This is a genomic window from Stieleria sedimenti (genome assembly GCF_025060895.1).
GTDB lineage: Bacteria > Planctomycetota > Planctomycetia > Pirellulales > Pirellulaceae > Stieleria > Stieleria sedimenti.
Map to the genome: position 1 here is coordinate 1 of NZ_JANZKV010000329.1, position 13,107 is coordinate 13,107.

Below are 13,107 nucleotides of genomic sequence, written 5' to 3' on the forward strand. Positions count from 1 at the left end.
TCACAAAACCGACAGCCCGCTCGCGCCGTTCCGCTAACCAACCCCAACCCCTCCCCCCTCACGCGCCCGCCGGTTGCAGCGTCGGCGATTCGACATCCCCGTACTGGTGTATCGACTCGGGCGCCAGCTTGAGCGCCGTCCTGAGGTCCATGAACAGGACAAAGACGACCGGAACGAGCACCAGCGTGAAGCACGTCGAGACGATCATGCCGCCCAAAAAGACGACGCCCAGCCCGCGGTACAACTCGCTGCCCGCACCCGGAAACACCACCAACGGCAACAACCCCAACACGGTCGTCAGCGTGGTGATACAGATCGGACGAATCCGCGTACGGACACTCATCGGAACCGCCTGGATCGGCGCGAGATGTTCTTCGCGCATATGAACCAATGATTGGTGCACGATGAGAATCGCGTTATTGACCACCGTGCCGATCAAGATAATGAAGCCGAGCATCGTGAGCACGTCCAACGACTGGGGGACAAACAAGTTCAACACCCACAACCCGACGATGCCGCCGACGGCACCCAGCGGCACACTAAAGATGACCACAAAGGGATAGAGCCAAGATTCGAACAGCGCGGCCATCAACAGATACGTGATCAGCACCGCCATCAGAATATTGAAACGGAGCGCATCCCAGGCTTGCCGCAACTTATCGGCGGTACCGGACAGCGCGACGAAGTACTCGTTGCCGATCGTCCCCTCCTCGACCAACGGCGCGACGATTTGCCCATTGACCAGTTCCATCGCTGCTTCCAGCGGCATCTCGTCCGGCGGGCTGACTTCGACGGTGATCGAACGCAATCGTTCACGGCGTTGGATTTGTTCCGGTCCGCTGCCGTATTGCATCTCCGCGACAGCCATCAAGGGAACGACTTCTCCGTCACCGGTCGCCAACGGCAGCGACATCAACGCTTGCGGGTCCGCATTGCGACCGGTCGGTCCCTTGATCGTCATGTCGATCTTGTCCCCGCCCACGTAGTAGTCACCGGCATAGGCGCCATCGACCATGGCATCGGCGACGTAACCGAGGTCGGTCGTGTCGATCCCCATCTCGGATGCCGCCAGCAACTTGGGTTTGAGATGGATTTCCGGACTGGACAGTTCCAAACTCGGCTGGGCCGACGCTTGGCCCTCGGGCATCAACCGTTCCACGTCGTCAAGCACGCGACCGGCGATGACGACCAGCCGTTCCAGGTCAGGACCGGAGATCTCGATGTCGATCGTCCGTCCGCCCGACATGCCGCGTCCGAACAAGCTGGATTGCGAAGCCATCACGCGGATTCCCGGCAACCCGGCGCCGGCCTGGCGAATCAACGGAACCAACTCCGACGCCCGCTCGGGATCCCGGGCGCGAAACCCCATGAACAGACTTCGCTCGCGGATCGAGCAAAAGTAGTAATCCAAAACCGGAGCGTCCGAGCCATCGGTGGCCGCACTGCCTTCGTCGACATCCCAAACCGGGCGCAACCGCTCCTCGACGATCGCTCCGATGTCGGACAACTCGTCCAGATTGTAACCGGCCGGAAGCGAAAACCGTGCGAACACGAAGTTACGGTTGCCCGTCGGCAGGTATTCGACCTTCGGCCACAACAGATAGCTGAGTCCGACCGAAACCCCCGTCATCACCAACACGACCGCGATCGAACGCAACCGGGAACGAAGCACCCAGGAGTTGAAACCGACGACCGAATCGACTAGCGACGATGCGGCACCGCGCGTGGTCCGTTCGAACCAACCGTCCGACTGGGCCTCCGATTGGTCGTCGGGGACACCGTCCGACGCTTCCGCAGCCGCGTCGTTGCGGGGACGCTTGCGGGCGAACAAACGTGACGCTGCGGTCGGAATCACGGTGAAGGAGACGAGCATGGAAAATGCGATGCCACAACTGATCGCCAGGGCGATGTCGCGAAACAATTGCCCCGCGGTGGCTTGCACGAAGATGACTGGCAAAAACACGGCGATCGTCGTCAGCGTCGATGCCACGATCGCGCCGCCGACTTCGCCGACGCCCCGTGACGCTGCGACAAAGGCGGTTTCGCCGAGCTGTTTACGCCGGGTGATGTTTTCCAGAACCACGACCGCATTGTCGACCAGCATGCCGACGGCAAAGGCCATCCCGGCCAGCGAGATCACGTTCAAAGAACGCCCCAACAGTGTCATGCACAAAAACGCCCCGGCGATGCTGATCGGAATCGCCACCGCCGCAACCAGTGCACCGCGTGCGATGCGATAGCCCAACACGAAAATCAACACGACGGTACCGACGTAAAACCAGGGCGAGACATACACCGACGCGACCGCGGTTGCCGCGATCGCCACGCTGGCCAACACGGTGGCCCGTCCAAAATGCAAAAACAACATCAAAATGATGATCGTCGCGGCGCTGCCGATCAACATGTTTTGCACCACCAACGCGATCGCCGATTCGATGTACTCGGTCTCGTCGTAGTACTGAAACAATTCCAACCCTTCGCGTTTCAAAATCCCTTCGTTCAATTCACGATTGGCAACACGCAACCCCTTCATCACTTCCATCACGTTCGCGCCGCTCACCCGCCCGACACTCAGACTGATGCTTTCGGTTCCGTAGCGCCGCGCGATGCTCTCACGGTCCTTGTACCCCAGTTTGACTTCCGCGACGTCACCGACGTAGACACGTGTGTTGCCATCGGAGACGAGCAATTGTTGCTTGACTTGCTCGGGGTCGCGAAACTGGCCCAGGGTTCGAATCACCCAAGTCCGTTTGCCTTGAAAAAAGTCTCCGGCGGTCGTGTCGCTGTTTTGACGGTTGAGCGCCTCGCGGACCTGCCGAATCGTGATTTGCCGCGTCGCCAACTTGGCCGGATCAACGATCACCTGCAGCTCTTGTTCGCGTCCGCCCCGCGTCTCGGCGTTCGACACCCCCGGAACGCGTTCCAATCTCGCCTCGACAAAATCCTCCGACAACTTGCGGAGCTTTTCCAAATCGACCGGGGGCGGTCGCAACGCTTCCAGTTCCGGGTGCGCGGCAAGATGCTCGTCCAAACAGTTTTGCAGACGAAACACACGAAGGGCAGAATTACTTGCCCGCCTTGCCGGTTCGAGAACCTCCGCGATCTGGGGATGGGCGGACTGGAATTCGGCGATCGCCTGACCGGTCGGCGGTCGCGGCGTCAACGCAAATCGCGCGATCGGCTGAGCGCTCAGATCCGACGCTTCGATGACCGGTTCACTGGCGTCCAACGGATACTCACGGACCTGCTGCAAACGCGTGTTGACCCGCGCCAAGGCATCGTCGATGTTGGTTCCGATCTCAAACTCCAGCGTGACCTCCGCCGAAGAAACGCTGCAATTGGAGGAGAGCTTGACCAACCCCTCGACACCTTGCAATTGTTCTTCCTGCTCGAGCACAATCTCGCGCTCGATTTCCTGGGGGCTGGCCCCGGGCCATCGGGTTTCGATGGTCAGCACCGGGTTTTGAACCTCGGGAACCAATTGTTTGGGGATCAGCCCCAGCGACAACGTCCCGAACAGCGCCGCCAAGATGGCACCGACATAAACTTTGACGGGGTTGCGAATCAGAATCTCAAACACGTCACTCAACCGTCTCCGACGGTGACCTCCACGGATTGCCCGGCCGCCAAACGCTCGTTGCCACGCGTCACAACGATCGCGTCGGCGTCCACCTCGCCGGTGATCGCAATCCAATCGCCTTGGGCGACCCCGAGTTTGACCGGCACTTTGCGGACGACCGCTGCCTGTGATTGACCCGCGGCAGATGATTGACCAGCGGCAGATGAGGCGCGGCCGACGTCGACGACAAACACCGATTGCCGAACCCCATCTAACACGATCGCATCGGTGGGCACAAACGTCTGTTCCGCTTCGGGCCCGATGGGCAAATCCATCCGCACCACCATCCCGGACATCAACATCGGAATGCCGTCGTCGATCCGGTTCTTGATCCGCACCAACACCGGAAAGGTTCTCGAGCGGGTGTCGGCCGCCGGCACGATACGTTCCAGCTGCCCCAGCAGCAATTCGCCCGGCCGAGCGTCAAACTCGACATGGATGGTCTGGCCCGGACGCAAGAAGACCACCTGAGCGGCCGGAACCGCCACTTCCACCCTGACGGTATCCAACTCGATCAAGTCGACGACGGGATCGCCCGCGGTGATCCAAGCGCCCGCTTCGGTGTATTCGGCCGTCACGTAGCCATCGAAGGGCGCGATCAGGGCGTGCTTCTTGAGTCGGTCTTCGAGCAAACGGACTTGTTCTCGCTGCAGATCCACCCGCGCCTGGGCCTGGGCGACCTGCTCGACACGCGGACCACTGACGAGTCGTGCATGTGCGATGGTCGCCGCTTGCAGCAACTGTCGCGAGGAATCGGCTTCCGCGGTCGCCACGTCGAGTTCTTCGACCGAAGCGGCTTTGGACTGAACCAGTTTGGACATCCGCGACAGCTGGCTGGCCGAACGTCTGGCAATCGCCCCGGCGGCCTCCATTCTCGCCTCGGCTTCGGCGATGTCTTCGTCGCGCGATCCGGCTTGAAGCTCCGCCAATTGATGTTCCACCAAACGCAATTCCGCTCTGGCCGCGGCGATCTCAATCTGGATCACGTCGGTCTGCAAATCGGCCACCGTGTCACCGGCGGCAAGCCGATCTCCACGCTTGGCGTGTAAGGTTTTCAACCGACCGGGCAACGAATAGCCGATCGTCGTGGTTCGGCTGGGCGTTACCGTCCCCAACAACTGATACGCCGATTTCGACTCTCCCCTGCGGACGCGGCAGGCCATCACCGGCTGCAGGATTTCTTGATCGGACTTGGCGGGCGGTTGGGCCGGCGCCACAGCGGCGATCAAAAGAATGCCAAACAGCGTGCCGCACCGCATGGCCCGAATGACGCGTGACGAAGTGGACATGGGATGCATCCCAATCGAACCGTGGATCCAAGGCTCGATTGATCGTGGGGGTGGGAACGGGGCGGGGATCGGAATCCGGTAGGAAACCACATCCTAGTTGACCGCGTCAGAGCTCACCACACTGCACCTGAAGAAATCGCGGTTTGGTGATCATTCGATCGTCCCACTGACGCCTTCATCACATCCTTTTTTGACCCAGCCATTTTTTGACCCATCGCTTCACCACGTTCCAGCCAGATCGACGTCGCCACGATTTTTCCGCAAGCCATGTGGATCATCAAGGATTTCGCGGACCGATGCCAACAGATGTTCAGCGGTAAACGGCTTGTGGACCACCGGGTAGCCGGGCGGGACTTCTCCGTTGTGGGCGACTTCCGGGTCATGCCCGGTACAGAACAGCAACGGTAACTCGGGGTTGCTTTCGGCGATCTGACCGCACGCTTCACGCCCGGTCATGTTGGGCATCATCACATCCAAAATGGCCAAATCAATTTGATCGGCCAGTTCGTTGACGCGTTGCACCGCTTCCTGTCCATCGGAGGCCAACACGACGTTGTATCCGGCACGCTGCAAGATCCGGCTACTGACCTGTCGCAACAGTTCTTCGTCGTCGGCGATCAAGATGGTGCCGATGCTGCCACCGGCGTCTTTCGCTCGATCGGTCACGGGCTGGCTGAGCGGCTGCGTCGCCTCGCACGCCTTGACGGCGGGCAGATAGATGCGGAACGTCGTGCCAACACCGACCTCCGATCGGACTTCGATATGCCCCTGATGCTGTTTGACCAAACCGTACACCATCGCCATCCCCAAGCCTGTCCCCGACCCGACTTCCTTGGTGGTGAAGAAAGGCTCAAACACTCGCTCGACCACCTCGGGGGCCATTCCGCTGCCCGTGTCGGAGATCGAGATGCGGACGAACGGGCCGGGCCGCAGCACGTCGTCCTGGCGACAGTACGCTTCATCCAATACAACCAACTCGGTGGCCAACGTCAGCTGGCCGGTGCCGTCCATGGCATCGCGTGAGTTGATGCAGCAATTCAGCAGCGCCTGTTGCAGCTCGACCGAATCGGCGTGCACCATCGCGGAGGTGGGATGCAGTTCTTGACGTAACGTGATGCGTGATCCAAGTAGCGGCTTTGCCAGCCCGACCAACTCGGCGACGACACCATTGACATCGAGATCGACGCAACAAAGCGGCTTGCGCCGGCTGAATCCGAGCAACTGGCGTGTCAATGCGGTTGCGCGCTCGCCGGCTTTGAGAATGCATTTCATGTCTTCGTGCAACGCCTCGCCCGGGCGTGTCGCGTCGAGTCCGAACTGGGTGTAGGACAGAATGATCTGCAACAGATTGTTAAACTCGTGTGCGATGCCACCGGCCAGCATCCCGACCGCTTCAAGCTTTTGGGATTCGCGCAACTGCTTTTCTTTTTCCAGCAGCTGTTGCTGAGCCAGTTCACGTTGCTGCATCTCACGACGAATTTCCTTCGTCTTTGCCGCAACAGTCTTTTCCAAATCCGCGACCGTGTTGCGAGAGGCTTCGGTCAGCTTTCTCTTTTTGGTCATGGCGGCAGCGATCTGAGCCACCTCGGCGGCATCAAAGGGTTTGCGCAGAATCAGCAGTTGATCGCTGTTGCCGAGTTCTTCGACGATTTCAGACCAGGAATAGTCCGAGAACGCGGTGCAGATCAAAACTTGCAGATCGGGATCGGCTTTCCACAACTGACGGATCGTCTCCACACCGTCCCAGCCCGGCGGCATCCGCATGTCGACAAAGGCTGTACTGAAGGGGCGTCCTTCCTGGATCGCCTGGCACACCATCCGGTATCCTTCTTCACCCTGGTAGGCGGACGACAGTTCATAGGAGCGTGCTGCTTTTGTTCGTCGTGACGAAGAACCGAACAAGGACACTTCGAGCGAATCCAATTCCGCGTCGGCTTGCGAATCGTTACACAGGATCTTGCGAAAATCATCGTGAATCGCCGTGTTGTCATCGATGATGATGATACGTGGGTTCTCGGAATCTTCTGCGACCTGCTCGCACGCGTTCATCGCGTCGGCCCTGTGTACATCGTCCATTATTTCGGGATCGCCCTGGGTTGAGTGTCACTGTTGCTTGCAACCTTCGCTTGTGATCAGCCGAACGACCTTGATCGCGGGAAAGAACTGATTGAATTGGTTCGATTTGAGGGACAACCGACACTCCTGGTCCGCATTGTTTCCCTGCCCGGTGGGTTGTATCGCTTTCGGCGACTCTCCGCCTAACGGGTGCAGCGAACGAGGGCAACCGGCGCTGCGGTTTTCCGTAAAGCTCTGCGAATCGATGGAATCGGCTCGTCCAACATTCGACAACACCAGAAGGTGGTCACTGAGACACCGGCGTGCCGGACAATCACGCCAACGATCCGGAAGTCGATCCTGGGGCAGGAGAGTGAAGACAGCATTTCAAGACGAGACGCCCGGCGATAACGCCGCGGAACGGCGCCGTCATTTCAGTGGTCGGACCTTGGATCGTCGTTCCCGCCGAATCCGCATCGTCGCGGTAATGCTCACGGCATTCCTGCTGACAGCCGGTCCCGCCGTCGGTCTGGCTGAAGAAACACTGCCCGCGGCCGATCAACCCGCCCCAGCCCCCCCGCGGCTCGAGCACCCTGACTCGTTTGACGAGGACACCGCCGAACCCGACGACGACGAAGGGCTCGACAGCGAATTGGATTCTCTGTTGGACCAAGACCTCGGTTCGCTGCGGCGGACGTCAGTCGCGCCTGCACTGGAGGTCGAGGTGTCCTCGGTCTCGCGTCAGAAAAGCACGATCGGCAGATCCCCGGCGGCCGTGTTCGTGATCACCGCCGACATGATTCGTCGCAGCGGCTACCAGTCGATCCCCGAAGTGCTTCGGCTGGCACCCGGGCTTCAGGTGGCGCGGATCGATGGGAACAAGTGGAGCGTCAGTAGTCGTGGCGAGTCGGGCCGATTCAGCGACAAGCTGTTGGTGCAGATTGACGGTCGGACCGTTTACAACCCGTTGTTCGCCGGTGTGCTGTGGGATGTCCAAGACGTGCTCCTGGAAGATGTTTTGCGGATCGAAGTCATTCGCGGTCCCGGCGCGACGGTGTGGGGCGCCAATGCCGTCAACGGGGTGATCAATGTCTTGACCAAGTCCAGTTCGCAAACCCACGGCAGCTACGCCATCGCCGGCGCCGGCACACTGGAACAGGGCTTCGTCGGCGGACGCCTGGGGGGACGCACCGAACGAGGCGTCGATTACCGCGTCTGGGGCAAATGGTTCCAGCGGGACGAGATGGATCTGGTCGGCGGCTCACCCTACGATGCGACGGACCAAGCCCGCCTGGGATTCCGAACCGATTGGGAATCCCCCGCCGATGACCAATTCACGTTTCAAGGCCAGTACTACAACGGCGACTCGGGCAGCCTGGCCGACAAAGATCTCGCAGGTCGCATCGAGTTCGACCAGCCGGTTTCCGGGGGCAACCTGCTGACGCGTTGGACGAGGACGCATTCGGCAGACCACGAATCCTCGCTGCAACTGTATTACGACCGTTTCGATCGCAAGGCCTACGGATTCGGCCAACAGACCAATCTCTTTGACTTGGACTTTCAAAGCCGGTTCCGCTACCGCTGTGACCACCGAATCATTTGGGGAGCCAGCTACCGAGCGATCTTTGACAAACTGACCAACAATGATCCGCTGCCGTACATCGCCGCGGACCCCGAGCGGCGCACGGTCCAACGGTTCAGCGCGTTCATTCAAGACGAAATGACGTTGTTGGAAGACGCCTGGTACTTCACGCTCGGTTCAAAGTTCTCGCACAACACTTACAGCAATTTTGAACTGCAGCCCAGCGCCCGTCTATTGTGGCTGCCCAATGAATCCGCTGCGGCGTGGTGCGCGCTCTCACGAGCCGTCCGCACTCCTTCGCGACTGTCAGCCGACGGGCGCTTGATTGTCAATCAGCCGGTGCCCTTAGGCAACTTCCCGCTCCAACTCCGGGGCGTCGGCGACTTGGGTGCAGAGAACCTAGTGTCTTATGAAGTAGGCTATCGACAGCAAACCAACGAGTTTTTCGCCTGGGATGCGACGGCGTATTTCCATGACTACGACAAACTGCAGGTGCTGCGGCTGAACTTTCCCCCCGCAGCCGTCCCGTTTCTCGACCTCTCCGACGCGGCCGCTGCCGACGGCTATGGATTCGAAGTTTCGGCGACCGCACAGCTGACCGCCTGTTGGAGCATGCGGGGCTGGTACGCGTTCCAACGCATTGAGTTCGACGAGCCGCCGCCGTCGATCGCCGGCTCGGCAGGCAGAGCCGGCGCGCTGCCACGCAACCAGGTTTCGTTGACCCACTCCTTCGACCTGAACCGCGGACGACAACTGGACGTCATCACCCGCTATGTCGACAACCTGCCCGCCGAAGCGACGCCTTCCTATGTCGCCGTCGACACACGATTCGGATGGAACCTCGGACGCAACGTGTCCGCTTCGGTCGTCGGCCGCAACCTGTTTGACCGACGGCACCGCGAATTCGGCCCCAATTACTTCACCGGCGACGTGCCGACCGAAGTGCCGCGTAGCGTGCATGCGTACGTGGAGTGGCGCCGATGAAGCCTGATCTTGCACGCACCATCCATCCCCGGCGCCGGACCGGTGTCGTGATGACGCTGTTGATCCTGACCGGCATCTCGGTCAATCAACCCGCCGCCGCACAATCCAGCCTGGCTTCGGAGCGGAACGTCAAAGTCGCCTACTTGTACAATTTCCTCCGCTACGTCCGATGGCCGGAGACGGCCTACGCCGACGAATCCGCGCCCACCGTGATTGGGATCATGACCGGCGATCCACACAGCCGTCTACTGAACCAAGTCGCTGCGAAGAAGAAAGCCCGGGGCCGGAGCATCGTCGTCCGCGAGTTTGATACGGTCCGCGAGATCCAAGCCTGTCATCTGGTCTTCTTGCATGCGGGAACCGCCCCGGCGGACGAGGCCGAAGCGATCGTGCGGACCGAACGACAAAACACGCTGTTGATTTGTGAGTCAGTGGTGGCGACACAACGCGGCGTCCCGATCCGCTTTTTCGCCGACCACGATGGAACGATCGGATTAAAAATCAACGTCGACGCGATGACCCGACGCGGTCTTCAGGCGGACGCCAAACTGCTCAACATCGCGAGCATCGAACGAGATTAGACTCAATGGGTAGAACAACCAAGCGATTCCGTGACTTTTCCGTACAAACCAAGCTGACGGTTTTGGCCGCCACGGCGATCACATTAGCCGTCTCGTTCGCCTGCGCCATCTTTGTGGTCCTGGACGTCCGACGCATCTCCGCGTCCAAAGCCACCCAATTGACCGCGATCGCCGAGACACTCAGCACCAACAGCACCGCCGCGGTGGCGTTCGGACAACAGGACGCCGCGGAAGAACTGCTGACCGCGATCAAGGGCCGAGCGACGATCGAGATCGCATGCATCTTGGATGCCGATGCATCCGTGTTCGCGATCTACCGACGTTTCGGCGATCACCCGGAGTTCGACCCGCAGTCGGTCACGCTCGGTGCGCACTACGGCGAAGACGGCTTTCTGGACGTGGCGGTGCCGATCATGGAGGACGGTGACCGCCTGGGCACGCTGATCCTGCGCGAAACAACCGCGGATCTCAGCCAGGCCCGCACGACACACATCCTGGCCGCAGCGGTCGTGCTGGCGATTTCCATCATCATCGGCGTGTTCGCCTCCTCACACCTCCAAGATTCCGTCACCGCCCCGATCTTGCGACTGGCGTCAACGGCCAAGACGATCTCACAGAGCGAAGACTGTGCGATCCGAGTCCAACACGACAGTGACGACGAGATAGGCGTCTTGTACCGCCAATTCAACGGCATGCTGGATCGTGTGCAGTCGCGTGAAAAAGCCGTCATCCAGGCCAGCGAACGATTGCAACAACTCAACCAAGAACTGGAGCAACGTGTCGCCGAACGGACCAGCGAACTGGAACAATCCAACGCCGCCTTGCAAAACCAAATCGAAGCCAAGGATCTGGCGACGAAACAATTGCAAAACACCCACGCCCAGCTGCTGGAAGTGTCACGCCGCGCCGGCATGGCCGATATCGCCAACGGCGTCTTGCACAACATCGGAAACGTGCTGAACAGTCTGAACATCAGCGCCAACCTGATCGACGAACGGCTCCGCAACGTCAAACTCGCCAACCTCGAAAAAGCAATCGAACTGTTGTTGAAAAACGAAGACGACCTCGCCGAGTTCCTGCTGCGAAGCGACCAAGGGAAAATCTTGCCGCGGTACCTGGGCAAACTTTCCGAAAGCATGCGTGATGACCAACGTTCCATCTTGAACGAAATCGAATCCTTGGCGTCTAACGTCGAGCACATCAAAGACATCGTCCACGCCCAACAATCCCACGCCGGAGCGTTCGGCGTGATGGAACAACTGCAACCGGCGGCCTTATTCGACGACGCGATCCATTTCGTGCACGATTCCTTTTCAAAACACAACGTCGAAATCGTCAGAGACTATGGCCAAGTCCCCGCGATCGAAATTGAGAAATCGAAGGCCATCCAGATCATCGTCAACCTGATCAAAAACGCCAAAGAATCCGTGCTCGAACACGATTCGGACGTCAAACGCGTGACGCTGCGTCTGGGACAATCCGGTGACGAAGTTTGTTTCCAGGTCAGTGACAGCGGGACCGGGATCGCACCGGACCGGATCACCACGATTTTTTCCAACGGCTTCACCACCAAAAAAGGCGGGCACGGTTTCGGACTCCATGCCTCCGCGACCGCGGCGGTCGAACTGGGCGGCAGATTGTCGGTCCACAGCGAGGGGATCGGCCAGGGAGCCACGTTCACGTTGCTGCTGCCCGTTTCGATCCGCACGCGACACAAAGCACTCGCCGGGTAATCCAACGCCCGCACAGTGAGGCGGAACAGTGAGGCGGAACAGTGAGGCGGCACGACTCGCGCCGATACGCTAAAACAACACGGTAGTCGAGGCGACACCCATGACACCGGCCGCGAGCAACCGATCCGATGCAACCATCCAGTTCCCACCACCGTGACGTAACCGCTTCCCCCAAACCCCGAATCGACCGCCGGCAATTGATCGCCGGAGCGTTGACCGCCCCGCTGGCCGTCGCAGCGATGGCACCGGGGGCGGGGGCGGTAGAAGAGTCCGCCCCCCCACGACGCGGCAACCGCATCGCGGTTTCCACGTACTCCTACTGGCGTTACCGTGACGACAGCAAGCTGACGATCGAGCAGTGCATCGACTTGGCCGCGGAAACGGGGTTCGATGGCGTCGAAATCCTGCACGTCCAGATGGAGGACGAATCCAACGCCGCGTTGCAACGGATCAAACAACGCGCCTTTCGGTCCGGGTTGGACCTGTGCGGATTTTCCACGCACCAATCGTTCGTCTATCCCGACGCCGCGAAGCGTGAGGAGAACGTCCGACACACCATCCACTGTATCGAACTGGCCTACGCACTCGGCATTCCGACCATTCGCGTCAACACCGGGCGCTGGGGAACGTCGAAAGATTTCGACACCCTGATGGCCAACAAGGGGATCGAGCCCAGGCTGGATGGCTACAGCGACGACGACGGATTCGCCTGGGTCCGCGAAGGTCTCGAAAAGTGCTTGCCGACCGCCGAAAAATGCGGCGTCGTGCTGGGGCTGGAAAACCACTGGGGACTCGGACGCACCGCCGCCGGCGTGCTGCGGTTGATCCGCGAAATCGATTCCCCCTGGCTCCGCGCCACCTTGGACACGGGCAACTTCTTGGAAGACCAATACGAACAATACGAGCAACTGGCGCCCGAAGCCGTCTTCGTTCAAGCCAAGACCTACTTCGGCGGAGGCACCTGGTACACGCTGGAGATCGACTACGACCGAGTCGCAAACATCCTGGCGGGGGTCAACTACCAGGGATACATTTCGCTGGAGTTCGAAGGCCAGGAGTCGCACGAAACGGCGATCCCCAAGAGCCTGGAAACCCTGCGTAAAGCGTTTGCCTGAAAGACCGGAAGGCTCGCGGGCTGTCGCCAACAAGAAACGAAAAATGGTAGCGGAACGGCGCGAGCCGTCCGGTGACAACCTGAAAGATCGGAGGGCTCGCGCCCTGTCGCTAACAGGAAACGGACGGAGCTAGCCTTGGCCGAAATGAA

At 60.1% G+C, this 13,107-nt stretch carries 7 protein-coding genes; 4 read left to right on the forward strand and 3 right to left on the reverse strand.

The genetic code is table 11. The annotated features are described in order from the left end of the window. Nucleotides 1-58 precede the first annotated feature (58 nt). The 3 genes from NZK35_RS32500 to NZK35_RS32510 form a co-directional block, all read right to left on the reverse strand. Entirely contained in the window at nucleotides 59-3,580 is a 3,522-nt protein-coding gene (locus tag NZK35_RS32500; protein WP_259636710.1) for an efflux RND transporter permease subunit, read from the reverse strand. Nucleotides 3,581-3,585: 5 nt separating this feature from the next. Then, entirely contained in the window at nucleotides 3,586-4,908 is a 1,323-nt protein-coding gene (locus tag NZK35_RS32505) for an efflux RND transporter periplasmic adaptor subunit (RefSeq protein ID WP_259636691.1), read from the reverse strand. Between the two features lie 219 nt (nucleotides 4,909-5,127). Beyond that, entirely contained in the window at nucleotides 5,128-6,957 is a 1,830-nt protein-coding gene (locus NZK35_RS32510) for a response regulator (RefSeq protein ID WP_259636692.1), read from the reverse strand. A 454-nt stretch (nucleotides 6,958-7,411) separates the two neighbouring features. Here NZK35_RS32510 and NZK35_RS32515 point away from each other — a divergent pair, with 454 nt between their 5' ends. From NZK35_RS32515 to NZK35_RS32530, 4 genes are all read left to right on the forward strand, one after another. Beyond that, nucleotides 7,412-9,529 carry a TonB-dependent receptor plug domain-containing protein gene (locus tag NZK35_RS32515; RefSeq protein WP_259636693.1) on the forward strand — a complete coding sequence of 706 codons (2,118 nt, stop codon included), beginning with the start codon at nucleotides 7,412-7,414 and terminating at the stop codon, nucleotides 9,527-9,529. Next, nucleotides 9,526-10,110 (forward strand): YfiR family protein, encoded by a 585-nt coding sequence (locus tag NZK35_RS32520; protein WP_259636694.1) that lies wholly within the window; start codon nucleotides 9,526-9,528, stop codon nucleotides 10,108-10,110. Before NZK35_RS32515 ends, NZK35_RS32520 begins: the two co-directional genes overlap by 4 nt. 5 nt (nucleotides 10,111-10,115) lie before the next feature. Beyond that, nucleotides 10,116-11,843: an ATP-binding protein gene (locus NZK35_RS32525; protein WP_259636695.1), complete on the forward strand. Its 1,728-nt coding sequence runs from the start codon at nucleotides 10,116-10,118 to the stop codon at nucleotides 11,841-11,843. Nucleotides 11,844-11,971: 128 nt separating this feature from the next. Further along, on the forward strand, nucleotides 11,972-12,958 hold the full coding sequence (locus NZK35_RS32530; protein ID WP_259636696.1) for a sugar phosphate isomerase/epimerase family protein: 987 nt from the start codon (nucleotides 11,972-11,974) through the stop codon (nucleotides 12,956-12,958). The last annotated feature ends 149 nt before the right edge of the window (nucleotides 12,959-13,107 follow it).

Bases quoted from the DNA above. Each gene is read 5' to 3' on its own strand.
- NZK35_RS32505 (WP_259636691.1), bottom strand. From the start codon at position 4,908: ATGTCCACTTCGTCACGCGTCATTCGGGCCATGCGGTGCGGCACGCTG.
- NZK35_RS32520 (WP_259636694.1), top strand. From the start codon at position 9,526: ATGAAGCCTGATCTTGCACGCACCATCCATCCCCGGCGCCGGACCGGT.
- NZK35_RS32510 (WP_259636692.1), bottom strand. From the start codon at position 6,957: ATGAACGCGTGCGAGCAGGTCGCAGAAGATTCCGAGAACCCACGTATC.
- NZK35_RS32530 (WP_259636696.1), top strand. From the start codon at position 11,972: ATGCAACCATCCAGTTCCCACCACCGTGACGTAACCGCTTCCCCCAAA.
- NZK35_RS32525 (WP_259636695.1), top strand. From the start codon at position 10,116: ATGGGTAGAACAACCAAGCGATTCCGTGACTTTTCCGTACAAACCAAG.